Origin of the sequence: Ekhidna sp., assembly GCF_039940915.1 — a bacterium.
Classification (GTDB): Bacteria; Bacteroidota; Bacteroidia; order Cytophagales; family Cyclobacteriaceae; genus Ekhidna.
Genome location: NZ_JBDVFO010000002.1, coordinates 984,556 through 1,008,760, shown reverse-complemented (window position 1 = coordinate 1,008,760; position 24,205 = coordinate 984,556). Strand labels below are relative to the sequence as shown.

The following is a 24,205-nucleotide window of genomic DNA, read 5'->3' as shown; positions in this document are numbered from 1 at the left end:
CAAGGTTTTCTATAAAAGCCTGATGACCTATCTTTGCGCACTGTTTTTGAAAACCATTTAAAAAATCATGGATAAAATAATCTATTTAGTGCCTGCCCTTGGACTTCTTGGGCTTCTTGTAATGATCATCAAATCTAGATGGGTATACAAGCAAGATGCTGGTGATGAGAAGATGCAAACACTTGCAAGATACATCAGAGAAGGGGCATTGGCATTCCTAAGTGCTGAGTATAGAATTCTAGCAATTTTCGTTGTAATTGCCGGCGCACTTTTAGGAGTCATCTCAATGATGGTTGAAACCACTCATTGGTTCATTGTCGTAGCATTTGTCATTGGTGCTTTCTTCTCGGCCTGGGCGGGGAACATCGGAATGAGAATTGCTACTGCAGCAAATGTAAGAACTACACAAGCAGCTCGAACAAGCCTTCCACAGGCATTGAAAGTATCATTCACTGGAGGTACAGTGATGGGGCTTGGAGTCGCAGGACTTGCAGTGTTTGGGCTTAGTGTTCTGTTTATATTCTTGTTTCAATTCTTCATGGGCGGTCAATGGACAGTCAATGGAGTAAACGATATGACGATAGTGCTAGAGGCACTTGCAGGTTTCTCTTTAGGAGCTGAATCAATCGCACTTTTTGCTAGAGTAGGAGGTGGTATTTACACCAAAGCGGCGGATGTTGGAGCGGACCTAGTAGGTAAAGTAGAAGCAGGAATTCCTGAGGATGATCCGCGAAACCCAGCTACAATTGCCGATAACGTTGGAGATAATGTAGGCGATGTTGCAGGTATGGGAGCAGATCTTTTTGGTTCATATGTAGCCACCGTGTTAGCATCTATGGTTCTTGGTAACTACGTGATCAGAGATATGGGCGGATCTGTTACTGATGAATTTAATGGTATTGGCCCAATCCTTCTTCCACTGGTGATCGCTGGTCTTGGAATTGTATTCTCATTGTTCGGTACACTATTTATTAAAATTACCGACAATGGTGCAAAAGAGGCACAAGTACAAGCAGCTCTAAATAAGGGAAACTGGAGCGCGATTATTTTGACTGGAGTTGCATTGTTCTTCTTACTTCCTGAGATGCTACCAGCTACTATGCAGATGGATTTCTTTGGTGAGGGACTCAAAACAATTACTCCAATGGGAGTTTTCTATGCCGTGTTAGTTGGATTGGCCGTAGGAGGATTAATTTCATACTTCACAGAATATTACACAGGCCTTGGAAAAAAGCCTGTTTTAGATATTGTTAAAAACTCTGCAACAGGAGCAGCGACTAATATAATTGCAGGCTTATCAACGGGTATGATTTCAACCTTCGCACCAGTTTTGCTTTTTGCGGGAGCCATTTGGGGGGCATATGAATTTGCAGGATTTTATGGAGTAGCGATCGCTGCTTCTGCCATGATGGCCACAACCGCAATGCAATTGGCTATTGATGCATTTGGACCAATCGCTGATAATGCAGGAGGTATTGCTGAGATGAGCGAACTCCCTGACGATGTAAGAGAGAAAACTGATATCCTTGATTCAGTAGGAAATACAACTGCAGCTGTGGGGAAAGGATTCGCAATCGCTTCCGCTGCATTAACCGCGTTAGCACTATTTGCAGCTTATGTAACATTCACAGGAATTGATGGTATCAATATATTCAAAGCAAAAGTGCTAGCAGCTCTTTTCATAGGAGGCATGGTACCAGTGGTATTTTCAGCACTTGCGATGAGATCTGTTGGAAAAGCTGCAATGGAAATGGTAAAAGAAGTAAGAAGGCAATTCAAAGAGATTCCAGGTATCATGGAAGGAACTGGCCAGCCCGAATATGGCAAATGTGTTGATATTTCTACAAAAGCAGCACTGAGAGAAATGATGCTTCCTGGAGCCATTACCATTATCGCTCCGGTATTGATTGGTTTTACAATGGGACCTGAAGCGCTTGGTAGCTACATGGCTGGTGTTGCCGTTTCTGGTGTACTTTGGGCAATCTTCCAAAACAATGCAGGGGGAGCTTGGGATAACGCTAAGAAATCATTTGAAGCAGGTGTGATGATTGAAGGTGAGATGACCTACAAAGGATCTGAAGCTCACAAAGCTGCAGTGACTGGAGATACGGTTGGAGATCCATTCAAAGATACTTCAGGGCCATCTATGAATATTTTGATCAAGTTGACTTGCCTTGTTGGATTAGTAATTGCTCCAATCTTAGGAGAAGTTTACGGTTCTGGTGGACATGCATCTGCTGATACAGAAGCAAAAGAAATCAAGCTGACCGAAGCAGAAGTTGCTGAAGTAGAAGAGGTAAAAGCAGAAGCAAGTATTGTAGAATAACATTTACTTAGAAATATTAACAAACCTCGGCCGTTTGGTCGAGGTTTTTTTGTGCCTTTCCTTAACTTCCCTCCATGTCCGATGAGAAGCTTTTTCAGATTGCTGAGGATTGGTTCAAATCCAAAAGATGGAAATCCTTTGATTTTCAACGAAAGACTTGGGAAGCTTATCTGTCTGGTAAAAGTGGACTTTTAAACGCGCCAACCGGATCTGGAAAAACCTACGCCCTTTGGATTCCCTGCGTGCTGGAATTTCTAAGAGATCATGAGCCTTTTGATGTAAAGCCTGAAGTACAGATACTCTGGATTACCCCCCTTCGTGCATTGGCAAAAGACATTCAAAGCGCGATGCAGCTGTTTTGTGATGATGTAGATGTACGATGGAAAATAGGCCTGCGTACAGGCGATACTACAACTACTGAACGTCAAAAACAGAAAAAGACCGCTCCTCAAGCATTGGTCATTACTCCTGAAAGTTTACACGTATTATTAAGTCAAAGCGATTATCCAAACTACCTCAAAAATGTAAAAAGCATTGTAGTCGACGAATGGCATGAATTAATTGGAACAAAACGAGGGGTCGCGACAGAGCTAGCCATTTCCAGGCTTAAAGCATTAACCGAGAATAAACTCAAAGTATGGGGAATCTCAGCTACTATAGGTAATCTACCTCAAGCGAAGCGCGTCTTACTAGGGGAGGATTTATACAAAGAAGCAGTCGCGGTTAAATCAAACATTGAAAAACAGATTGAAGTCTCTTCGATAATGCCAGATGAGGTAGAGAAATTTCCATGGTCTGGCTATCTCGGAATAAAGTTGATTGATAAGGTGTTGCCGATTATAGAAAAAAGTAACACCACTTTACTTTTCACAAATACCCGTTCGCAAACAGAGCTTTGGTATCAGGCAGTCCTCAAAGAAGCTCCTGATTTGGCGGGGGTGATGGCCATGCATCACGGGTCGATGGATCAACATATTCGCAACTGGGTCGAAGATGCTTTGCATGATGGTAAATTGAAATTAGTCGTATGTACTTCCAGTTTGGATCTTGGTGTAGATTTTCGCCCGGTTGACACCGTCATTCAAATTGGCGGACCCAAAGGAGTTTCTCGTTTTCAACAGCGGGCAGGAAGAAGCGGACATGGTCCAGGCGAACTGAGTCGAATATTCTTTGTGCCTACCCATTCACTTGAGTTAATAGAAGGCGCGGCTTTGCGTACAGCTATTCAAAATGGGAAATTTGAGCAGCGTAAGCCATTAGAAAAATGCCTGGATGTTTTAGTTCAATACTTGGTTACCCTTTCAGTAAGTGGTGGTTTTCGTCCACTGAAGATTCTGGAAGAGGTCAAGCAAACCTATTGCTATCGACTGTTAAGTGCGGATGAGTGGAATTGGGCGCTCGAGTTCATTACCACAGGTGGAAGTACACTCGGCGAGTATGATGAGTTTTCGCGTGTATACAATGATGCTGGTATTTACAAAATCATCAATGCAAAAGCTGCGCAACGGCACAAGCTCTCCATCGGTACCATAGTTGGCGATCCCGCAATGAGTGTAAAATTTATCACCGGAGGACATTTGGGTACCGTAGAAGAAAGTTTTGTTTCCAAACTCAATCCTGGGGACACCTTTTGGTTTGCAGGCCAAAACCTGGAGTTTATGATGATCAAGGATCTAACTGTTCTGGTAAAAAAATCGAAACGTAAAAGTGGTCTCACTCCTGCCTGGGGAGGAGGCAGACTGCCCCTATCATCGCTGCTATCGGATCAAATCAGAAACAAACTGCAGCAAGCCATCGATGGTAATTACGAAGATGTAGAGCTGCAGAAAATTAAACCCATTCTGGACTTGCAGAGTAGAATGTCAATGATTCCTGATAGTAAATCATTGCTGATTGAAAAGGTAGAAACGGAGCACGGACATCACTTGTTCTTCTTCACCTTTGAAGGCATGTTTGTCCATGAGGTATTGGCTGGGTTGGTAGCCTACCGAATGAGTAAACTTCAGAAAATCACGTTTTCTATTTCGATGAATGATTATGGATTTGAGCTCTTGTCAGATCAAGAGATAGCCATTGAAGAAGGATTAGAACTTGATCTATTTTCAGAAGAGCATATTTATCAGGACATCAATGAATCCATCAATATGACCGAAATGGCACAACGAAAATTCCGGGATGTGGCCACCATTGCAGGATTGATTTTCCAGGGCTACCCAGGTAAAAACATAAAAGCCCGGCACTTGCAAGCTTCCTCTGGTATACTCTACAAGGCATTTAAAGAGTATGATGAAAACAACTTGCTTTTAAAACAGTCAGTAGAGGAAGTGATGACCCTTCAGTTAGATCAATCTCGGTTTATGGAGGCCATCCGCCGGATTAACAGCCAGAAGATCGTACTTCGACAAACAGAAAAACCCACACCTTTTGCCTTTCCAATTTTGGTAGATATGATCCGAAGGGAGCGTCTAAGTTCTGAAGATGTGACGGATCGTATATTAAAAATGCAGATGCAACTTGAAAGGTCAGTAAGTCAAGATTAAATTTGACGATATGAAATGAGTGTACATTTTAGGGATACTAAGCATACCAGCTTGAGGTACCTAAAGGTTATTACGAATTCCACGTGACCGCTGAAAATAAAATATAATACACATGAAAAGAATGATACCATTTGCTTTGATGCTGCTATTTTCCACATCAACCTATTCGCAGACAATTGTGGGGACATGGAAGACGATTGATGATGAAAGTGGAAAAGCAAGATCAATTGTCGAAATCTATGAGGAAGAGAATAGATACTATGGTAAGATACTGAAGTTGTTTAGAGAGGAGGACGAAGACCCGGATCCAGTTTGCGATGAATGTGAAGATCATCGCAAGGGTCAAAAAATCATTGGAATGGAGATTATTAGTGATATGAAATTCAACAAAAAAGAGAACGAATATCACAAAGGAGAAATCATGGATCCAGAGAACGGAAACATCTACGATTGTAAACTCTGGGTTGCGGATGATGGTAACCTAAAAGTGAGAGGGTATCTGCTGTTCTTTTATCGTACACAAACCTGGTTGCCTTACACCCGTGAGTAGTGGTAGCATAACAATTGAAGGGGAACGCCTCATCTTACTTCCGGAACGAGCGATTTATTGGGAAGCAAAAAACACATTGCTTGTTTCAGATCTTCATTTAGGAAAAGCAGGACATTTCAGAAAGCATGGAATCCCCATCTCGCGGAAAATTCATGTAACAGATCTTCAAATACTAGAATCCCTGATCAGAACACGTAGGCCTAGGCAAGTAATTTTACTTGGAGATTTGTTTCATAGTTCAGAGAACAATGAATGGCAGGATTTCCTTCAATTTATTAACATATACGACTTTATCAAGTTTGTTCTCGTCGAGGGCAATCATGATATTCTAAATGAGTATCCTACGTCTCTGAACCTCACACGATTACTCGAACTCCCACCGTTTTCATTCAGTCATATTAAGGAAGAATCTTCCTATTTTAATATTTCAGGACACATTCACCCCGGGATTGCGCTAAGAGGGAAGGGGAGACAAACCGTTACAATGCCGTGCTTCTATTTTTCAACGGGATACGGGATATTACCAGCATTTGGTCAATTTACAGGGATAAAAAAAATTTGGCCAGCTAAAGAGGATAATGTATTTGGAATTGCTGAAGGAGCAGTCATTGAATTAACGTAAGATTTATCGTATTTTACAATTTGTAACCCTAACACTCACCCTTGAGGGGTTACTTAATTAGTTTAAATCGTATTAAAAACTGGCTTGGTGTATGAAGGACAGTGAGATATTGGAACGAATTGGTCGTGGAGACGAACGCGTACTTGATCATCTGTATAAGAAATATTACAGAATGATGACCAAGATCGTGCTATCCAATAATGGCACTGAGGATGAGGCGAAAGATGTATATCAAGAAGCTTTACTCGCTTTTTGGCAGAAAGCTGCTAGTGGTAAACTGGTTTTGACTTCAAAAATCAGCACTTATCTATACAGCATTTGCCTTAATCAGTGGAGAAAGGAATTGGATAGAAAAAGCCGTTTGAGCTCAGAGACGGTAGACGGAGAAGAGCATCAAACGCATGACGCTAAAGAGCGACTTAAGATTGTAATGGAATGCATAGGAGAGTTGGGAGATGTGTGTAAAAATGTTTTGACACATTATTATTTTGACGGGATGGGAATGCAGGAAATTGCTAAAAAAATGAATTTTGCCAATACGGATACCGCCAAAACGAAGAAGTATAAGTGCAAAAAGAAACTAGATAGCTTAATAAAAAGCAAGTACACCACTGAGGACTTTTTTGATTAACCATGACTAAACTAACTCAAGAGCAAATCGATAATTATCATTCAGGAAGGATGAACGAGTCTGAAATGGCAGACTTTGAAAATCTTCTTGAGTCTGATCCTGCAATGAAGTCAGAAAGCAACTTGCAATCTGATATCGTTAGCGGACTTAAAGAATACAGAAAAAATCAGCTCAAATCGAGACTAGATGCCATAGATGTGGGCCCCACATGGATGGAGTTTGCACAGCAGTCTGTTCTGATGAAATCAATGGGTGGTGTTATTATAGCCTCAATTATAGGGACTGGAATCTATCTATATGGTGAAAGAATGGAAGTTCTGAGTACGGCCGAGCTAGCTACAGTAGAGGCACTTGAAGTCGAGTCCATTGAATTTGTATGGGATTTGGGAGAGGAAGAAGCCGAAAGCAATAATTCACTTGAAAAGCCAGAGCAAATAACGGATCAAGCTAGCAAGAAGATTGCCGAAGCTGTTCCCCAGATCGAAGAACAATCGGATGTGGTGAATGAAGAAGTTACTGCAATAGCAAACAACGACAGTGAGAAAACGGAAGTGTTTAAGCCAGTCTTTGAAGCACCTGATGCAGAATCTGTGGAGGATGACGCTGAGTTCTCAGCAACAGATCTAGATAAATTATCTGAGAGCAGCGATAATGCGGCAGATGAGCAACCAATTGATGTTCAAACAGAATTATCGAAAGGCAATAAAATAAGGTATAAGTACTACGATGGGAAATTGTTCCTAAATGGAGATTTCGACAAAGCTCCTTACGAAATTTTGGAAATTAATAGCGCAAGAGATCGGCGCATTTATGTGTACCACTTAGGGAGCTATTATAAAGTAGACATTGCTGATAAGTTGACTGAATTGCCGAAGGTTACTAATCCAGATGTCATTAGTGAGCTTAAGCTGCTTAGAGAAAATAAGTAACGCTCATTACATTTCAAAACCCTCCATTTTGTCTAAATTCGTGGCTTAATGGAAGAAAAGAAAACCAGGAAGAAAAGAAAACTAGGGAGCTACCCTTTTGCAAGCGTGGTATTTAGTATCACCGTAGCCCTGTTGGTTTTAGGTCTTTTTGGATGGCTTTTACTTCACAGTTCAAGATTAGGTACTCGAATTCAGGAGAGTGTAGAAGTTCAGGTTTATCTAAATAAAAATATCAGTCAATCCGACATTACCAAAATTAGAACTGCCATTGCTAATAAGCCATACACATTGGTGAAAGAAGTGCCACAAATAGCACTAATAACCAAACAAGAAGCAGCACAGCAATTTATTGAAGATACAGGAGAGGATTTTAAAGATTTTTTGGGTGACAATCCACTTAGGGATCTTTTCGCAGTGAAGATAAAAGGAACGTATCAGGCTTTGGATAGCCTGAATCAAATAAAGTCAGAAATTGAAAGTATCCGAGGTGTTTTTGAAGTAGAATACGAAGAAAGCCTTATTGAGAGCATTAATGAGAACCTTACGAAGATTGGATTCATCCTACTGGGGATCGCTATTTTTGCACTAATTGTGGTGATTATTTTGATTAATAACACAATTAAGCTGGCACTTTTTTCTCAGCGGTTTCTTATTCGAAGTATGCAATTGGTAGGTGCTACAAGCGCATTCATTCAACGACCTTTTCTCTACAGATCAATGATTTATGGGTTTTTTGCTGGTATCCTCTCATGTGGAATAATTTATGGGTTCACCCAATATATGAATTCGATAATAGATGGACTTGAAGAACTTCAAGATACCAATGGCTTCCTGATGTTATTCGGTCTAATATTGATCATGGGAATAATTGTTGGCTACTTTAGTTCATTGAGAGCAATCAGAAAATATTTAAAAATGTCTTTAGACGAACTTTATTAAAGCAATGTCAGAAAAAAGAAAACTAGCTTTCACTAAAGCTAACTATATGATAATGATTGTTGGTGTTATTGTTTTAGCACTAGGTTTTATCATAATGACCATGGATTCAGAACCCTATGGTTTTGGATTTTTAGGACTTACACTTGGACCTGTAGTTGTAATGATTGGCTTTATTATCCAGTTCGTTGCAATTTTCTATAAGCCTAAATCAAAATCAGATACTGAATGAGTTGGGTTGAAGCCCTAATTCTAGGGATTATTCAAGGGCTCACAGAGTTCCTCCCTGTCAGCAGTAGTGGTCACTTAGAAATAGGATCGGTTCTATTAGAGGTCTATAGTACAGACAACTTACTTTTTGCAGTTACTGTCCATTTAGCCACTGCCTTGGCAACAATCGCTGTTTTCAGGAATGATATATCAATCCTGCTAAAAGATATTTTTAAGTTTCAGTGGAATGAATCTACGGAGTTTGCCGCTAAGATTATCATTTCCATGGTCCCCGTTTTCATTGTGGCTATTTTTTTTAAGGATCAGATCGAAGAGCTGTTCGTAGGAAATTTACTGCTTGTAGGCTCTATGCTGTTGATCACCGGGGGATTACTATTGTTCGCTCACTTCAAAAATGATGGAAATAAGCCTGTTGGTTTTGTAGCTGCAATACTGATTGGATTGGCTCAGGCTTTCGCTGTTCTTCCTGGAATATCCAGGTCAGGTTCGACTATAGCAACCGCACTTATTTTAGGAGTGGAGCGATCAAAAGCTGCTCGTTTTTCATTTCTGATGGTTTTAATACCCATTATGGGTGCCAGCTTACTTGAGTTGCTGGACTATACGGAGAATCCGACAGGACATTCAATAGATACTTTGAGTCTCATTGTTGGGTTTGTTGCAGCATTTGTATCGGGATATATCGCATGCAGATGGATGATTAAAATAGTGAAAAGAGGCAAGCTGACATACTTTGCGATCTATTGCTTTATAGTTGGCCTCATTGCTATTATTGCTGCCTAAGAAAATGGAAAATCCCTACGAAGAAGGACGGTTGCTGCTTATCAACAAACCTGTTGACTGGACATCTTTTGATGTTGTAAAAAAATTAAGATACACCCTCAAAGTCAAGAAGATTGGTCATGCGGGTACACTAGATCCACTGGCTACTGGCCTTTTGATAATTGGTACAGGCAAGTTCACCAAGAAATTGAATGAACTGCAAGGTCTTGATAAAACCTACGAAGGGATTATTGAAATTGGTAAAACTACTCCCTCGTACGACCTGGAGACAGCGTTTGATTCTGAATCAGAATGGTCACATATCACTGGCGAAGATTTAGAAGAAGCAAGGAAAGCTTTTTTGGGAGACATCTCTCAGGTTCCACCGGCGCATTCAGCTGTAAAAGTTGGTGGAGAACGAGCATATAAGAAAGCTAGGAAAAATGAGGTCGTAAAACTTGAACCACGTTTACTAACTATTCACAATTTCGAAATAGACGCATCTAATTTGCCCGAAGTTAAGTTCAGTGTTTCCTGTTCGAAAGGCACGTACATCAGGAGTTTAGCCCATGATTTTGGACAAAAAATTGGTGTTGGCGGGTATTTAAAAAAACTTGTCCGAACCAGCGTAGGGGAATATCAGTTATCAGATGCGGTAAATTTAGATGAGTTTATTCTTCAACACAATGAAGGTAGTTGATCGCTTAGAAGATTTCGAAAAACCAGGTTTCGCCGTGGTGACCATTGGAACCTTTGATGGTGTGCATATTGGACATCAAACAATCTTAAAAAGGCTAGTTGAAGAAGCCAGAGCAAATAATGGTAAGAGCGTGCTGATCACCTTTTGGCCGCACCCAAGATTTATACTTAACAAGGATGCAGATAAACTTAAGCTTCTTACCACTTTTGATGAAAAAGTGGAGATGGTTAATGATTTGGGCGTTGACTACATTCTTAAAATTGCATTTACACCACAATTCTCTAATTTAAGCGCAGATGAATTCGTACGAAATGTGCTTGTGGAATATGTTGGAACAAAACAGCTTTTGATTGGATATGACCATCATTTTGGTAACAATAGAGAAGGAAACATAAAATTCCTTCAAGAGCATTCATCCAAATATGGTTTCAAGGTGAATGAAATTTCCAAGCAAGAGATTGATCACATAGGAATAAGTTCGACCGAAATTAGAAATGCACTAGAAAGCAGAGAGATTCATCTTGCAAACTCCCTTTTAGGTAGAAATTATTCCATTCAAGGAAAGATTATTGATGGAAATAAGAAGGGCAAGTCACTGGGGTTTCCCACCGCAAATATTCAAGTGCATGAGGCTTACAAACTTCTGCCAGCTGATGGTGCATATGCCATAAAAGCATTTCTCAAGGGAGAAGAATTTGATGGAATGCTTAATATTGGGTTTAAACCTACTGTCGATGGTAGAGAAAGAACAATAGAGGCACACTTGTTTAATTTTGATGAGAACATTTACGGAATGGAAATGAAAGTAGAATTTGTGAAAGCTCTTCGAAAGGAAATGAAGTTCTCCAGTATTGAGGCATTGAAGGAGCAATTGAATAAAGACAAAGAATTAGCGTTAAGTTTTTTGAAATGAAATTCAATGTTTTATCCATATTGATTTTATTCTTAGGAATGTGCCATGTGCTTTCTTCGTGTAAGAAAACCGAAGAGTTAATAGATTTTACAGAGGAGGATGAAATAGCATTGGGTGAGAAATTGGCAGAAGCAATTGCAGCAGATGAGGGTTTTAGCATTCTTCCAACCGAAGGAAATAGCATACCATATGGCTATGTCAATTCCCGCATTTTGGAAATTACCTCTGCATCACAGATCTCCAAAGGAGATGAATTTATTTGGCGCATTTATCTATTGGATGACCCAGAGCGACAAGCCTTTGCTTTACCAGGTGGGCATATTTATGTTACCACAGGTATGATTTTCTTTTTGGATAACGAGGATCAGTTTTCAGGATTGCTAGCGCATTTGATAGCCCATATTGATCAATCCCACATTACTCAGGCACTATTCTTTAAATATGGTGTGAACAGATTGAAAAATCTGTCAACCTCTGGAGGTGTCACAGAACTAAAGAGTATTATCGACGATTTAGATCTGTCAGATAGTTTTTTACCTTTCTCCAGAGGAAATGAGCTTGAAGCGGATACTTTAGCCATTTCAATGCTAAGCGAGACGGAGCAGTCATGTGAGTCTGTTAAGCTCTTTTTTGAAAAAACCTTGAATGTGCAGGCCAACAATCAAGCAGCTTTGATTGCAGCACATCTATTACAAGAATCGCGACTGGAAGATATCAGTACTTTCGCCTCTTCCGTAGGCTGTGATGTTACAGTCGATGATCAGTCAGGCTCGAGATTCCGGTCGTTCCGAAACGCATTACCATAGTTTATCAAGGAATAGAAATCACTTTTCAAAACAGTAATTAGAACCAAATGAAAAAATCAGAAATCAAATTCGTGGTAGAATTAGATGACGAAAACATTCCCGAAAGAATTATGTGGGATGCAGACGAAAAAGAACAAAAAGGACCCTCCGAAACTAAATCCATTAGTCTATCTCTTTGGGATCATGATAATAAAAATACCATGCGCATCGACCTATGGTCCAAAGACATGCCAGTGGACCAAATGAAGCATTTCTATATTGATTGTCTAGGTGGATTAGCTCAGAGTGTTTTGAATGCCACTGGCGATGAATACATGAATCAAGAAATATCTCAGCTATGCGATAAGCTTGTAGAACATGTAAAAAATGAAGGATGATGAGATATTTTCATTTTAATAGAATCCTCTCTATTTCATGAAAAATCATTAATATTATGCATGCATAATATTTTCTTTTGAAAAATTTGCATAAACCTGCCTCAATAAGTTCGTTGCAAATGCGTATTTGTAGGCTTTTTTAAGTATTATTAGTATCAAAATTTTAATTCACAAAACATCAACCTTATGATTAGGAATTTGACAAAGATGATTTTTGGGTTGGCTTTGACTGTCCTGTCTGTCACTGCTTATGCCCAAACCACGATAAGTGGAAATGTCACAGATAGCGAAGGAGAGCCACTGATTGGCGTAAACGTTCTAGTAGAAGGTACCGTTTTAGGTACAATCACAGATATTAACGGGGACTTTAGCCTTGCTGTGCAAGCATCGCCTCCAATTAACATAGTTATCTCATATGTAGGATACGAAAGGCAGCAACTTGAGGTCAATTCAGATATGTCAGGTATCAAAATTGTTTTGGAAGAGTCAACAATGCTGGGTCAGGAGGTAGTTGTTTCGGCGTCTAGGGTAGAAGAAGGGATACTCGAATCACCTGTATCAATTGAAAAAATGAATATACGAGATATTCAAAACACTTCATCAGACGATTATTATAAGTCAATAGCCAATCTGAAAGGTGTTGATATGACAACAAGTAGTGTGAATTTCCAAATCATCAATGCAAGAGGTTTCAACTCTACTGGAAATACACGTTTCGTCCAATTAATAGATGGTATGGATACTCAGGCTCCTGCACTGAATTTCCCAATTGGTAACTTAAATGGACCGTCCGCCATCGATGTGGAAAGTGTAGAACTTATACCTGGTGCAGCTTCTGCACTTTATGGACCCAACGCTTTCAATGGTATTTTATTAATCAATAGTAAAAGTCCATTTGACTACCAGGGATTGAGTGCGTATGCCAAAGTAGGTGTAAATCATATTGCTGATTCAGAATTGAACACCGAAGGTCAAGAAATAGGACCTGGTAGTGCTCAGATGATGAATGAGTTTTCAGTTAGATATGCAAAGGCATACAATAATAAGTTTGCTTTTAAGATCAATGCTTCTTACAGCAGAGCTGAAGATTGGTATGGTACAGATTTAAGAGATAAAAGTTCGGCGATTCAGCCAGCAGGATTGAGTCATAATCCAGGATCTAACTTAGTACACGGATACGGCGATGAAGTTTCAGCTGCCATGAGCTTAGTAAAAATTAGTGCCGCATCTAGTTTTGAAGGAACTGCACTAGAGCCATTTTTGAATTACTTCCCTACAGAAGTTGTTTCTAGAACACCATATGAAGAAAGATTCCTAGTTGATTATGGAGCAAAAAACATAAAGTTCAACACAGGTCTTCACTACCGTTTGAATGATAATCTAGAGATTTCATATACCTTGAACTACGGAGCTGGTACAACAGTATACACAGGAGCTCAGCGCTATTCTTTGAAGAACTTCAATATTCAATCCCACAAGCTTGAGTTGAAAGCAGACAATTTTTTCGTCAGAGGATATACAACGATTGAAAATTCAGGAGATTCGTACATTGCTGATTTGTCAGGGGTATTAATTAATAGAGCATGGAAAGGAGATTCACAGTGGTTTGGAGAATATGCTCAGGGATATCTGACCTCTTTGGCAACATTCGCAGGTGCTGGTCAGTTTGATTTCACAAATGGACCCACAGCTGCACAGCGGGATGCCGCTCATTTAAATGGCCGTGCTACTGCTGACGTTGGTAGATTAATTCCAGGTACTCCCGAATTTGAAGCGGCTCTGCAGGAGTCAACTCAATCCGTAATTCCAGGAGGATCCAAATTCAATGACAAATCCAAATTCTATCACTTTGAAGGGATGTACGACCTGAAAAATCAGATTGACTTCATGGATCTTCAGGTAGGAGCAAGCTATAAACTGTACGATCTAGGATCCAATGGTACCATTTTCGCAGATTCAGTAGGGAACGATATCACAATACAGGAGTTTGGCGGCTTTGCTCAGGCTTCCAAAAGATTGCTTGATGATAAATTGAAGTTAACAGGTTCTGTACGATACGATAAAAATGAAAACTTTGATGGTCAATATAATCCACGTATTTCGGGGGTATATAAAGTAGCTAATGATCATAACATCAGGGCTTCTTTCCAAACAGGTTTTAGAAATCCGACAACTCAAGGACAACACATTGATTTAAATGTTGTGACTGCCAGACTTTTAGGAGGTTTGCCAAGATATGCAGAAGCATACAACATTTATGAAAATGCGTATACCGCACAATCGGTACAGGAATTCATTGGCCTAGTAGCAAGTGATCCTGATCCGGCGCTGGCCTTAGCAAACCCTGCATATTTGGATGTATTGGTTGCTGCAACTGAGCTTGAACCAGTTAAGCCAGAGCAGGTTAAGTCAATAGAGATTGGTTATAAAGGTTTAATAGGTAATAAGTTGTTCGTTGATATGGCTTACTATAGAAACATTTATTCCGACTTCATTGCTCAGGTTCAAATAAGAAAAGCAGCAGGTACTTTGGATCTAGATGCGACAGTTCCTACTGAGCAAAATCTAAGAAACGCTCAAGGGCTATTAACGCCAACTTCAGAGCCTGAAAATACATTCCAGACTTATACCAATGTAAATAGAGAGGTCAGTGCACAAGGATTCGTGTTTGGTCTAGAGTATATTTTGGGTAATGGATACCGTTTAGGTGCCAATTACAATTGGAATAAATTGAATGAAGAGTTAGGTTCAGGGTTTTTGAATGAATTCAATACTCCTGAAAATAAAGTGAACTTCACTATCGCAAATAGCAAACTGACAGATAAGTTAGGATTCAATGTTGCGTATAGATGGCAGCAAGACTTTAGATGGGAATCATCTTTTGGTCAGGGTGACATGCCTTCAGTTTCAACAGTAGACGCTCAGGTTAGCTATAAATTGTCAGATTTGAAGTCTATTTTGAAAGTAGGTGGTACCAACATACTTAACCAAGATTATACGCTTAGTTATGGAGGACCTTCTCTAGGTTCAATATTTTATGTTTCTATCACATTCGATGAATTTTTAAACTAAGAATTATCATGAAGTTTTATATAAAGAACATTTCACTAGCCCTAGTAACTGTAATAGCAGTTTCATGTACGCATGAATTTCCGCCTGTTGACGAACCAGATGCAGGATCAGCCGATTTTACTAAAATGGTATCAGTGGGTAATTCATTAACGTCTGGATTTTTAGATAATGCCTTATACCAATCTGGTCAGGATGCTTCATTCCCAGCTATAATAGCGCTTCAAATGGAGGCAGTAGGCGGTGGACAATTCAACGCGCCAGATGTTGGATTGGAAATTCCTGATGGTAGATTAGTTCTCGCACAGAATGTATCCGCCAATCCAAATGCAAGTCCTGTACCAACTCCGGCTGGTACCGCTGGCTTACCAGCTCCTTTTAATGCAACTCAGGGAAATCCGACTGCATATACGGGCGATAAATCTGCACTAAATAATTTCGGTGTGCCAGGAATGAGTCTTGGAATGTCTTTGGCCACTATTGCCAGTTATCCCCCAGGAACTGAAGGAACTGCGGCACTCTTTGGTCGTTTTGCTGCAGACCCGGCAACATCTACTCAAATAGGTGATGCTGCGGCAGCTTTGGCTGATGGCGGCACTTTCTTCACCTTTTGGCTAGGTAATATTGATGTGTTAGGGTATGCAACCGGTGGAGCTTCAAATCCAGCACTATTAACGAGCGATGGTGACTTTAATACTTTCTTAGGTTTAGCTCTTGGGGCGCTAACCACCGCAAACAGCAATGCTAAAGGAGCGGTTGCTAACATCCCCAATGTTCCGGATGTTGCATATTTCACTACCATTTCATGGAATCCAGTTCCATTGGATCAGGCAAGTGCAGATGCCCTTAATGCTAACTATGCAGCTTACAATGCGGGTATTAGCGCATCTCCGCTATCAGCTGAAGAAAAAGCGTTGAGAACGATAAATTTTGTTGTAGGAAATAATGGATTTGTTATAGAGGATGATCTTCTGACTGACTTAACGGCTGGTGGTCTGCCAAACTACAGACAAACACAGTTAGGTGATTTAGTGATACTTCCAGCGGCAGCTCAATTGCCGACAGGTCTAGGTACTTTGGCAGGTCCTGCCGCGGATCAGTGGGTATTGACAGGAGTTACTTATCCAAACGGAAGCGTCTCCGAAGTTGCAGAGGTTGCAAACTCAATTGCTGCATTTAATGGCCATATTAAAACGGCTGTCGATGCAAATCCAAATTTGGTTTTGGTGGACGTTAACGCAGAGTTTGCATCGCTAGCTGCAAACGGTGTTTCTATCAACGGTTCCGGAATGAATGCTACTCTTCAGCCACCTTTTGGAGGCTTTTCCCTGGATGGAGTGCACCCGAACAAAAGAGGATACGCATACATTGCCAACCTTTTCATTTCAGCAATAAATGCGGAGTTTGGATCACAAATTCCATTGTGCAATCCGAACGATTATGCAGGCAATAACTTGCCAATTCCCTATTAAGAACATTTAGGATTAATTCATTCTTAAAGTTTTAAGGTAGAATTAGAAAATAAAAAACCTCGCATCAAGCGAGGTTTTTTATTTAATAGTATTTTTAACGCATGTCTCACCCCGATTTTAAATTTTTACCTCAACTAAGAAAGAATCTCTTTGTGATAGTGTTTGGCACAGACACCAGAGCAGGGAAACTTTTTGATATTGTTCTTCTTTGGGCAATTGTGCTGAGCGTGCTAAGTGTAATGCTTGAAAGTGTACGCGAGATAAGGGAGGCGTATGCAGATCTTTTTTTTATTTCAGAATGGTTTTTCACAATCCTCTTCACCATTGAATATTCCCTTCGGATTTTTATTACAGCAGAACCTAAGAAGTACGCTTTTAGCTTCTTCGGCATCATAGATCTTTTAGCCACCCTACCAACCTATCTAACACTATTTGTTGCAGGGGGAAGCTACCTGATCGTTATTCGATCCATACGATTGCTACGAATATTTCGAATTCTCAAATTAGGAAGATATCTAAGGGAAGCTTCTGTTTTGTCTAATGCGTTGGCGGCAAGCAGACACAAAATCTTGGTGTTTCTTGGTGCTGTATTTACGCTTGCCATGATCATGGGAACACTCATGTATATGATAGAAGGAGGTGAGAGTGGGTTCACAAGCATTCCTAGAAGTATTTATTGGGCGATTGTGACAATTACTACTGTGGGATATGGAGATATTGCACCACAAACTATTTTAGGCCAGGCAGTGGCGTCAATGCTGATGCTGATGGGCTATGCCATTATTGCTGTACCCACTGGAATTGTAACGACAGAGATAGCTCAGGCAGAGAAAAATCGAAAGAAAAAGGAATCTGCAGCAAAAAGAGAATGCATTGCATGCGGTAAAATAGGACATGCGAAAGATGCAATCTTCTGCAAGAATTGCGCTGCGAAGCTTTAAGCGGAAGACTTTCCTCTAAATGTTCGAATCACAAGCCACACAATCACTATGATAAATACTGTCATCAGGAGAATATTTACCGCATCAGTAACAGTGAGAGATGCCATCCATTCAGAGAAATTCGTCGATTCTGTTTCTTGCATTCTTTTTTTGGCATAAATATAGCACGGTAAATGATATCTAAGTATTTGTTTTTGTAACTTACTTATTTAGAATTGTATTAATCTATGAAATTACTCGTAATAACTCTTGTTTTATCACTTTTCCAGAACTCGCTAACAGTTGTGAAAAACAACGGAGATCAGTTGAGTTTGAGCAGTGTAAAAATTTATCAAAATGAGACTAACAGCTCGCCTAATGAACTCAGCTATACTTATAGAGGAGAAAGCTACAACGTTTTATTTAGAGATATTAAGCGAATCAGTTTTAAGGAAACGCTGAAGAAAAAAAAGGGAGTGACAACCTATCGGGTTGTACTGGTAAAGTCTGACAATAATAAATTGGAAGTTGAAATTGATTTGGTAAAACTCGAGGGAATGAATACTTCCGGCAAGAGCGAATCAATGAATTTTAGTTCCATCGATAAGATTTCGTTTTAATCCAGTTGATTCTATATTTGCGCTCAGAAAATGCACTCGTAGTTCAACTGGATAGAATACCAGATTTCGGCTCTGGGGGTTGAGGGTTCGAATCCTTCCGAGTGCACATTTAGCACCTACTTATTTTTAGTAGGTGCTTTTTTATTTACGTTCCTTTATGAGATGAAAACAGGAAGGATGAGAATCTTCGAGATGAAGCGAAGCGAAATTCACGAGGGGTTTGGCGCATGGCTGTGGGTATGAGTAATCCTTCCGAGTGCACATTTAGTATCTTCATTTGTAGTAGACCGTGACCCCATAAAACTAAAAAGGTCCTCTCATGCTGAGAGGACCTTTTTAGTGGTGATTGCGGTAGTTATCTTTTTTTATTAGCTCAACATGACAAGCAAAACAATCACCGTTAATATGGAAAGGAAAAATCTTACGTAACTCATAATTGATATCATTTTGTTGTCGCTAGTAAGGCCAGTACTGACTTAGATACCCCCAACTATTTCTTTGAATAGGTCAATTATTTCGATAAAGAGAATGTGTATGTTCTATTGCCTTCTTTAAAATCGGAGGTGATTTTGTGATAATCACTTCTGGTTTCATCTATATACCATACTTGAAGGCTATCATCTATTTCAATGAACAATCTATCTTCTTCATTATCCAAATACCATTGACCGATAACACCGGGAAGATCTTCAGGATTGCATTTGGTAGCTCCTTCATTGATCTCGTACGTGCCATTAGGATAATAAGTAATGAAGTTATCTGTAACGCAAGATTTGGGTAGTAGCGTGCCTAGCTCAATTTCTATTTGCTGAATTTGCCAGGTCTTGCCAAACTTATCCTGACCTGAAAAAAGATCGGACCTACTCAATGGGCGTGGGCTGCTATCGGCGCAGCTGATGACAATAAAAGAGAGAAGGATTAAACGTAAAAAAGCCATAGTTGTGTGATTTACAACTATGGAAAGTTTTTATGAATTGACCCCTAAGAGGAAAGGTCGGTTTCAGCTTAGGAAAGTACCTCTTTTACTTTATCTGCAGCATCTTTCAATACGATTGCAGAGGTTACTTTCAATCCTGAATCTTCTATGATTTTCGCACCCTCCTCAGCATTTGTTCCTTGCAGTCTTACGATGATAGGCACAGTGATATCTCCAATATTTTTGTATGCTTCAACTACTCCATTGGCTACCCTGTCGCATCGAACAATCCCGCCAAATATGTTAATAAGTATGGCTTTAACATTTGGATCTTTTAAAATGATTCTGAAGCCGGCCTCAACAGTCTGAGCATTAGCCCCACCACCTACGTCAAGAAAGTTGGCAGGTTCGCCACCTGAGAGCTTTATGATGTCCATGGTAGCCATAGCTAGACCAGCACCATTTACCATACAACCAACATTTCCATCAAGCTTCACGTAATTCAATCCAGATTTCCCAGCTTCCACTTCTAGTGGATCTTCTTCGGAAAGGTCTCTTAATTCAGCAATGTCTTTATGTCTGTAAAGTGCATTGTCATCAATGTTCACTTTTGCATCAACGGCAAGAATTTTATTATCTGAAGTTTTCAAAACTGGGTTGATCTCGAACTGAGAAGCATCAGTCCCTTCGTAAGCTTTGTACAGAGAAAAGATAAACTTAACCATTCCTTTAAAAGCATCGCCTTCCAGACCTAATGCAAAAGCCACTTTTCTTGCCTGAAATCCCTGAAGACCAACCGCAGGATCGATCCACTCTTTCACAATTTTATCGGGAGTCTCCTCAGCCACGGTTTCTATGTCCATCCCGCCTTCAGTAGAGGCCATGATCACATTTTTACCAGTACCACGATCCAATAAGATTGATAGATAATACTCCTTCGGATCAGATTCACCAGGGTAATAAACATCTTGTGCGATGAGCACTTTATTCACTTTCTTTCCTTCAGCACCAGTTTGGTGAGTTACCAAAGTACCCCCTAGGATATCTTTTGATTTAGGAGCTACTTCATCCAGGCTTTTTGCAAGTACTACACCATTTGAGCCAGTCTCGTTCACCTTTCCTTTTCCTCTGCCGCCCGCGTGTATTTGAGCTTTTATTACATACCATTCTGTACCTGTTTCTCTGTTCAATTCTTTAGCGGCTTCCACTGCTTTATCAGGTGTGTCTGCAACAACACCCTCTTGGATGGTTACTCCATATGACTTGAGAATTTCTTTGGCTTGGTATTCGTGAATATTCATGGGAAATAAATTTTCTGCGAAGCTAAATCATCGCAGACGTATAACCAAGATTGAAGGCCATTGAGTTAGTTCAATTGAAGTAGATAAGCATATCTTTGCCGGCATGCTTAAGGCGGAAAATATTCATAAATCGTATAACGGATTAAATGTTTTAAAAGGAATCGACCTTTCCATTGATAAGGAAGAAGTGGTAAGTATCGTTGGTACATCGGGGGCTGGAAAAAGTACGCTTCTACATATTTTGGGTACACTGGATGTTCCGGATGAAGGAAAAGTCTTGTTTGATGACGTTGAAGTGTCGTCTTTGAATCAAAAGAAAATGGCACTTTTTAGGAATGAGCGGATAGGATTCATATTTCAATTTCATAATTTATTCCCAGAGTTTACCGCCATAGAAAATGTTTGCATACCTGCGCTAATCAGAGGGGATAGCGATGCGGATAAAAGAGCAAGACATCTCTTGGAGATTTTAGGTCTTTCTGGAAGAGAAGAGCATAAACCTTCTGAACTATCAGGTGGAGAACAGCAACGTGTATCTGTTGCGCGTGCCTTGATTAATGAGCCGTCTGTTGTGTTTGCGGATGAGCCAAGCGGAAATCTAGACTCACAAAGTGCTGATGATTTACATCAACTATTTTTTGATCTAAGAAACAAAATTGGCCAAACTTTTGTCATAGTGACTCATAATATGGAACTCGCTGGGATGGCAGATAGAAAACTCGAAATAAAAGATGGAATCATAACTACTTGAACATTTGAGTCAGGGAGTTAGATACATGCTTTTTGCTTCATTCACCTTCACCATTATGAAGGTGTGTGTTAAACTTGTTCCTCATATCCCGGCAATTGAAATTATCCTCTTTCGCTCGGTCATATCAATGGCGATAAGCCTTTTCTTCTTGACCAGGCAGCGTGTTTCGATTTGGGGAAATAATAAGCTTGTATTAGTTGGTAGAGGGGTTGCAGGTGCAATTGCTTTGGTAATTTACTTTAGTCTCCTGCAACAAATTCCTTTAGCTACGGCATCTACTCTACAATATTTAGCACCAATATTTACTGCCGTTCTTGGGATATTTTTAGTGGGAGAGAAGGTTAAGCATATCCAATGGTTATTTTTTGCCATGAGTTTTGCCGGAATAATGGTGATACAAGGATTTGACTCCCGAATCTCACTTGTCCATGTTGTGATGGGTATTGCTGCGTCGTTATTTATGGGGCTGGCATACAATTTTATCAGGAAGCTGAAGACGAGCGAGCATCCGCTTGTAATCATATTCTATTTCCCCTTGATTATGCTACCAATCTCAGGTATCTGGGCTTCTTTTGTTTGGGTTCAGCCGGAAGGTATCGACTGGCTGATATTGATATTGGTAGGAATTACTACTCAGATCGCTCAATTTTTGATGACCAAGGCCTATCAGAAAGAGGAATTGAGTAAGGTTTCCATTCTTACCTATGTTGGTATTATCTATTCATTGGCCTTTGGCTTTTTCATCTTTGATGAGACCTACAATCTGGTGACCTATGGGGGAATGGCTTTAGTTTTATCAGGTGTTGTTTTGAATGTTGTCTGGAAGCGAACCTAATCTTGATTTTAATCTGAGCTTCGTATTTATTTGCACTGATAACTAACATAGAAAATCATGGGAAGAGCGTTTGAATATAGGCGTGCTGCTAAAGAGAAAAGATGGGATAAGATGAGTAAGGTCTTTCCTAAACTCGCCAAAGCGATAACTGTGGCAGTAAAGGAGAGTGGACCTGATCCTGAGATGAATGCTAAGCTTAGAACGGCTATTCAGAATGCCAAGGCAGAAAATATGCCTAAGGACAATATTGACAATGCCATAAAGAGAGCTGCGGGAAAAGATAGTGAAGATATCAGTGAGGTAACTTATGAAGGCAAAGGGCCACATGGTGTTCTTGTCTTCGTTGAATGTGCCACGGATAATACAACGCGGACTGTTGCGAATGTGAAGTCGTACTTCAATAAAGCAGGTGGGGGTTTTGCTCCTTCTGGGTCTCTGGAATTCATGTTTTCTAGAAAATCTGTTTTCGAGTTCGAAAAAACAGAAGAAACGGATATTGAAGAATTGGAATTATCATTAATAGATGGCGGGCTTGAAGAAATAGAAGAGAATGATGGGATGATCTATGCATATGCGGACTATACGAATTTCGGAGATATGTCTAAGATTCTCGAAGAATTAAATATTGAAATCAAAAAAGCCAACCTTAAACGAATACCCACAAGTCCGGTAGAATTTACGGATGAGCAACTTGAAGAGATTGAGAAGATGCTGGACAAGATTGAAGATGATGATGATGTGCAGGCGGTTTATACAAACATCGCTTAGCTGTTAGGGTCTTACGAGAAACAAAAAAAGGGAGCATTGGCTCCCTTTTTTGTTTTCAATACGAAATTGGATTACGCAATCTTGCTGATTAAATCAGCTGCTCTTGCAGAGTATCCCGCTTCATTATCATACCAACCTACAACTTTCACCAGGTTACCTTGGCATGAAGTAAGTTTTGAGTCAAAGATGTTTGAGTGCGGATTGCCCACAATATCTATGGATACGATTGGATCTTCTGTGTACTCAAGAATCCCTTTCATCGGACCTTCTGCTGCGGCTTTCATTGCAGCGTTTACTTCTTCAGCAGTTACATCTCTACTTACCACACATGTTAAGTCTGTCAATGAACCAGTAGGAGTAGGAACTCGCATAGCAATGCCGTCTAATTTCCCATTCAAGTGAGGAAGCACCAATCCTACAGCTTTTGCAGCTCCAGTTGAGGTTGGGATAATAGAGACTGCAGCAGCTCTGGCTCTTCTCAAATCTTTGTGAGGAGCATCTTGGATTCGCTGATCTGATGTATAAGCATGAACAGTCGTTATATAACCTTTTTCAATGCCGAAGTTATCGTCCAGTACCTTGGCCATGGGGGCCAAGCAGTTGGTAGTACATGAAGCATTTGAAAGAATGGTTTCATTGCCAGTCATGGTATCTTCATTGACACCTAAAACAACTGTAGGGATGTTCCCTTTTGCTGGCGCAGAAATCACAACTTTTTTAGCACCAGCCTCCAGGTGTCCACCGGCTCCTGCTTCGTCAACAAAGAAACCAGTCGACTCAAGGACAATCTCAACTCCAAGTTTCGTCCAAGGAAGATTTTTAGGATCACGCTCAGCAGTTACTGGAATAGACTTGCCATTCACAATGATGTTGTTATCATCAGCTTCGACAGTTCCAGGAAACCTGCCATGGTTAGAATCATATTTTAATAGATGAGCAAGTGTGTGCGTATCTGTGAGATCGTTGATCGCCACTACTTCTACATTTTTCTTTTCGAGGAGCGCTCGGAAACTTAGTCTTCCAATTCGTCCAAATCCGTTAATACCAATTTTCGTTGACATGAGATCTTGCTTTGATTTTTGAGGTGCAAAAGTAAAACCACTTTTCGAGCTAATCAATTTTATTCGCAAAGAGACCGCTAGTGTAGTGAGGATAGCCTTTAATGTTAAAAAACTTTTATGTGGTGTTTTCTTTGGTTATATAGCGGGTTAAAATAAATTCTTACCACAA

The 24,205-nt window shown here is 40.1% G+C and carries 24 protein-coding genes and 1 tRNA gene; 21 read left to right on the top strand and 4 right to left on the bottom strand.

Translation table 11 applies throughout. The annotated features are described in order from the left end of the window. Window positions 1-67: 67 nt before the first annotated feature. The 16 genes from ABJF57_RS09665 (at window position 68) to ABJF57_RS09590 (ending at window position 17,805) form a co-directional block, all read left to right on the top strand. Entirely contained in the window at window positions 68-2,326 is a 2,259-nt protein-coding gene (locus ABJF57_RS09665) for a sodium-translocating pyrophosphatase (RefSeq protein ID WP_462234674.1), read from the top strand. Window positions 2,327-2,400: 74 nt separating this feature from the next. Beyond that, the gene (locus ABJF57_RS09660; protein ID WP_462234673.1) at window positions 2,401-4,866 is read left to right on the top strand and encodes a ligase-associated DNA damage response DEXH box helicase; all 2,466 of its coding nucleotides are present in this window, start codon (window positions 2,401-2,403) and stop codon (window positions 4,864-4,866) included. A 112-nt stretch (window positions 4,867-4,978) separates the two neighbouring features. After that, window positions 4,979-5,416 (top strand): DUF2147 domain-containing protein, encoded by a 438-nt coding sequence (locus ABJF57_RS09655; protein ID WP_462234671.1) that lies wholly within the window; start codon window positions 4,979-4,981, stop codon window positions 5,414-5,416. Beyond that, on the top strand, window positions 5,409-6,038 hold the full coding sequence (pdeM, locus tag ABJF57_RS09650; protein WP_462234669.1) for a ligase-associated DNA damage response endonuclease PdeM: 630 nt from the start codon (window positions 5,409-5,411) through the stop codon (window positions 6,036-6,038). Before ABJF57_RS09655 ends, pdeM begins: the two co-directional genes overlap by 8 nt. 91 nt (window positions 6,039-6,129) lie before the next feature. Next, window positions 6,130-6,669 carry an RNA polymerase sigma factor gene (locus tag ABJF57_RS09645; protein WP_462234667.1) on the top strand — a complete coding sequence of 180 codons (540 nt, stop codon included), beginning with the start codon at window positions 6,130-6,132 and terminating at the stop codon, window positions 6,667-6,669. Window positions 6,670-6,671: 2 nt separating this feature from the next. After that, a complete protein-coding gene (locus ABJF57_RS09640; protein WP_462234665.1) occupies window positions 6,672-7,598 on the top strand; it encodes a hypothetical protein in 927 nt (308 codons plus the stop codon). 48 nt (window positions 7,599-7,646) lie between these two features. After that, complete coding sequence (locus ABJF57_RS09635) at window positions 7,647-8,537, top strand: cell division protein FtsX (RefSeq protein WP_462234664.1); 891 nt, start codon at window positions 7,647-7,649, stop codon at window positions 8,535-8,537. Between the two features lie 4 nt (window positions 8,538-8,541). After that, window positions 8,542-8,766, top strand: a complete 225-nt coding sequence (locus ABJF57_RS09630) for a DUF3098 domain-containing protein (RefSeq protein ID WP_462234662.1) — start codon at window positions 8,542-8,544, stop codon at window positions 8,764-8,766. Beyond that, window positions 8,763-9,548, top strand: a complete 786-nt coding sequence (locus tag ABJF57_RS09625; RefSeq protein WP_462234660.1) for an undecaprenyl-diphosphate phosphatase — start codon at window positions 8,763-8,765, stop codon at window positions 9,546-9,548. Before ABJF57_RS09630 ends, ABJF57_RS09625 begins: the two co-directional genes overlap by 4 nt. 4 nt (window positions 9,549-9,552) lie before the next feature. Continuing rightward, the gene (gene truB / locus ABJF57_RS09620; RefSeq protein ID WP_462234658.1) at window positions 9,553-10,227 is read left to right on the top strand and encodes a tRNA pseudouridine(55) synthase TruB; all 675 of its coding nucleotides are present in this window, start codon (window positions 9,553-9,555) and stop codon (window positions 10,225-10,227) included. Beyond that, window positions 10,214-11,140 (top strand): bifunctional riboflavin kinase/FAD synthetase, encoded by a 927-nt coding sequence (locus tag ABJF57_RS09615; protein WP_462234656.1) that lies wholly within the window; start codon window positions 10,214-10,216, stop codon window positions 11,138-11,140. The genes truB and ABJF57_RS09615 overlap by 14 nt, the downstream gene beginning before the upstream one ends. Beyond that, complete coding sequence (locus ABJF57_RS09610) at window positions 11,137-11,946, top strand: M48 family metallopeptidase (protein ID WP_462234654.1); 810 nt, start codon at window positions 11,137-11,139, stop codon at window positions 11,944-11,946. Before ABJF57_RS09615 ends, ABJF57_RS09610 begins: the two co-directional genes overlap by 4 nt. Before the next feature lie 47 nt (window positions 11,947-11,993). Then, window positions 11,994-12,323 carry a gliding motility protein GldC gene (gene gldC / locus ABJF57_RS09605; RefSeq protein WP_462234652.1) on the top strand — a complete coding sequence of 110 codons (330 nt, stop codon included), beginning with the start codon at window positions 11,994-11,996 and terminating at the stop codon, window positions 12,321-12,323. 186 nt (window positions 12,324-12,509) lie between these two features. Then, window positions 12,510-15,395: a TonB-dependent receptor gene (locus ABJF57_RS09600; protein ID WP_462234651.1), complete on the top strand. Its 2,886-nt coding sequence runs from the start codon at window positions 12,510-12,512 to the stop codon at window positions 15,393-15,395. 8 nt (window positions 15,396-15,403) lie between these two features. After that, window positions 15,404-16,864, top strand: a complete 1,461-nt coding sequence (locus tag ABJF57_RS09595) for an SGNH/GDSL hydrolase family protein (protein ID WP_462234649.1) — start codon at window positions 15,404-15,406, stop codon at window positions 16,862-16,864. A gap of 101 nt (window positions 16,865-16,965) precedes the next feature. Continuing rightward, complete coding sequence (locus tag ABJF57_RS09590; protein WP_462234647.1) at window positions 16,966-17,805, top strand: ion transporter; 840 nt, start codon at window positions 16,966-16,968, stop codon at window positions 17,803-17,805. Here the strand turns inward: ABJF57_RS09590 and ABJF57_RS09585 are convergent. Next, window positions 17,802-17,948 (bottom strand): hypothetical protein, encoded by a 147-nt coding sequence (locus ABJF57_RS09585; protein WP_462234645.1) that lies wholly within the window; start codon window positions 17,946-17,948, stop codon window positions 17,802-17,804. The two genes, ABJF57_RS09590 and ABJF57_RS09585, sit on opposite strands and share 4 nt — an antisense overlap. 84 nt (window positions 17,949-18,032) lie before the next feature. On the opposite strand from ABJF57_RS09585, the gene ABJF57_RS09580 reads away from it, so the two are divergent. Both ABJF57_RS09580 and ABJF57_RS09575 read left to right on the top strand, forming a co-directional pair. Continuing rightward, a complete protein-coding gene (locus ABJF57_RS09580; RefSeq protein ID WP_462234643.1) occupies window positions 18,033-18,404 on the top strand; it encodes a hypothetical protein in 372 nt (123 codons plus the stop codon). A 32-nt stretch (window positions 18,405-18,436) separates the two neighbouring features. Continuing rightward, a tRNA-Arg gene (locus ABJF57_RS09575) sits at window positions 18,437-18,510 on the top strand. A 405-nt stretch (window positions 18,511-18,915) separates the two neighbouring features. On the opposite strand, the gene ABJF57_RS09570 is transcribed toward ABJF57_RS09575, so the two are convergent. Then, window positions 18,916-19,341, bottom strand: coding sequence for a hypothetical protein (locus ABJF57_RS09570; RefSeq protein WP_462234642.1), 426 nt, complete (start codon window positions 19,339-19,341; stop codon window positions 18,916-18,918). A 68-nt stretch (window positions 19,342-19,409) separates the two neighbouring features. After that, window positions 19,410-20,621 carry an ADP-forming succinate--CoA ligase subunit beta gene (gene sucC / locus ABJF57_RS09565; protein WP_462234640.1) on the bottom strand — a complete coding sequence of 404 codons (1,212 nt, stop codon included), beginning with the start codon at window positions 20,619-20,621 and terminating at the stop codon, window positions 19,410-19,412. Between the two features lie 103 nt (window positions 20,622-20,724). On the opposite strand from sucC, the gene ABJF57_RS09560 reads away from it, so the two are divergent. Genes ABJF57_RS09560 through ABJF57_RS09550 form a run of 3 tightly spaced genes read left to right on the top strand, consistent with a single transcriptional unit; the run spans window position 20,725 to window position 22,975 of the window. Then, window positions 20,725-21,372 carry an ABC transporter ATP-binding protein gene (locus ABJF57_RS09560; RefSeq protein WP_462234638.1) on the top strand — a complete coding sequence of 216 codons (648 nt, stop codon included), beginning with the start codon at window positions 20,725-20,727 and terminating at the stop codon, window positions 21,370-21,372. Window positions 21,373-21,376: 4 nt separating this feature from the next. Then, window positions 21,377-22,207, top strand: coding sequence for a DMT family transporter (locus tag ABJF57_RS09555; RefSeq protein WP_462234636.1), 831 nt, complete (start codon window positions 21,377-21,379; stop codon window positions 22,205-22,207). Window positions 22,208-22,264: 57 nt separating this feature from the next. After that, entirely contained in the window at window positions 22,265-22,975 is a 711-nt protein-coding gene (locus ABJF57_RS09550; RefSeq protein WP_462234634.1) for a YebC/PmpR family DNA-binding transcriptional regulator, read from the top strand. A gap of 71 nt (window positions 22,976-23,046) precedes the next feature. Here the strand turns inward: ABJF57_RS09550 and gap are convergent, their stop codons facing one another. Further along, window positions 23,047-24,036: a type I glyceraldehyde-3-phosphate dehydrogenase gene (gene gap, locus ABJF57_RS09545; protein WP_462234633.1), complete on the bottom strand. Its 990-nt coding sequence runs from the start codon at window positions 24,034-24,036 to the stop codon at window positions 23,047-23,049. Window positions 24,037-24,205: the final 169 nt, after the last annotated feature.

Bases quoted from the DNA above. Each gene is read 5' to 3' on its own strand.
- ABJF57_RS09580 (WP_462234643.1), top strand. From the start codon at position 18,033: ATGAAATTACTCGTAATAACTCTTGTTTTATCACTTTTCCAGAACTCG.
- gap (WP_462234633.1), bottom strand. From the start codon at position 24,036: ATGTCAACGAAAATTGGTATTAACGGATTTGGACGAATTGGAAGACTA.
- ABJF57_RS09645 (WP_462234667.1), top strand. From the start codon at position 6,130: ATGAAGGACAGTGAGATATTGGAACGAATTGGTCGTGGAGACGAACGC.
- truB (WP_462234658.1), top strand. From the start codon at position 9,553: ATGGAAAATCCCTACGAAGAAGGACGGTTGCTGCTTATCAACAAACCT.
- ABJF57_RS09640 (WP_462234665.1), top strand. From the start codon at position 6,672: ATGACTAAACTAACTCAAGAGCAAATCGATAATTATCATTCAGGAAGG.
- sucC (WP_462234640.1), bottom strand. From the start codon at position 20,621: ATGAATATTCACGAATACCAAGCCAAAGAAATTCTCAAGTCATATGGA.
- ABJF57_RS09615 (WP_462234656.1), top strand. From the start codon at position 10,214: ATGAAGGTAGTTGATCGCTTAGAAGATTTCGAAAAACCAGGTTTCGCC.
- ABJF57_RS09635 (WP_462234664.1), top strand. From the start codon at position 7,647: ATGGAAGAAAAGAAAACCAGGAAGAAAAGAAAACTAGGGAGCTACCCT.
- gldC (WP_462234652.1), top strand. From the start codon at position 11,994: ATGAAAAAATCAGAAATCAAATTCGTGGTAGAATTAGATGACGAAAAC.
- ABJF57_RS09665 (WP_462234674.1), top strand. From the start codon at position 68: ATGGATAAAATAATCTATTTAGTGCCTGCCCTTGGACTTCTTGGGCTT.
- ABJF57_RS09610 (WP_462234654.1), top strand. From the start codon at position 11,137: ATGAAATTCAATGTTTTATCCATATTGATTTTATTCTTAGGAATGTGC.
- ABJF57_RS09570 (WP_462234642.1), bottom strand. From the start codon at position 19,341: ATGGCTTTTTTACGTTTAATCCTTCTCTCTTTTATTGTCATCAGCTGC.
- ABJF57_RS09595 (WP_462234649.1), top strand. From the start codon at position 15,404: ATGAAGTTTTATATAAAGAACATTTCACTAGCCCTAGTAACTGTAATA.
- ABJF57_RS09590 (WP_462234647.1), top strand. From the start codon at position 16,966: ATGTCTCACCCCGATTTTAAATTTTTACCTCAACTAAGAAAGAATCTC.
- ABJF57_RS09560 (WP_462234638.1), top strand. From the start codon at position 20,725: ATGCTTAAGGCGGAAAATATTCATAAATCGTATAACGGATTAAATGTT.
- ABJF57_RS09585 (WP_462234645.1), bottom strand. From the start codon at position 17,948: ATGCAAGAAACAGAATCGACGAATTTCTCTGAATGGATGGCATCTCTC.
- ABJF57_RS09660 (WP_462234673.1), top strand. From the start codon at position 2,401: ATGTCCGATGAGAAGCTTTTTCAGATTGCTGAGGATTGGTTCAAATCC.
- ABJF57_RS09630 (WP_462234662.1), top strand. From the start codon at position 8,542: ATGTCAGAAAAAAGAAAACTAGCTTTCACTAAAGCTAACTATATGATA.
- ABJF57_RS09655 (WP_462234671.1), top strand. From the start codon at position 4,979: ATGAAAAGAATGATACCATTTGCTTTGATGCTGCTATTTTCCACATCA.
- ABJF57_RS09625 (WP_462234660.1), top strand. From the start codon at position 8,763: ATGAGTTGGGTTGAAGCCCTAATTCTAGGGATTATTCAAGGGCTCACA.
- ABJF57_RS09600 (WP_462234651.1), top strand. From the start codon at position 12,510: ATGATTAGGAATTTGACAAAGATGATTTTTGGGTTGGCTTTGACTGTC.
- ABJF57_RS09550 (WP_462234634.1), top strand. From the start codon at position 22,265: ATGGGAAGAGCGTTTGAATATAGGCGTGCTGCTAAAGAGAAAAGATGG.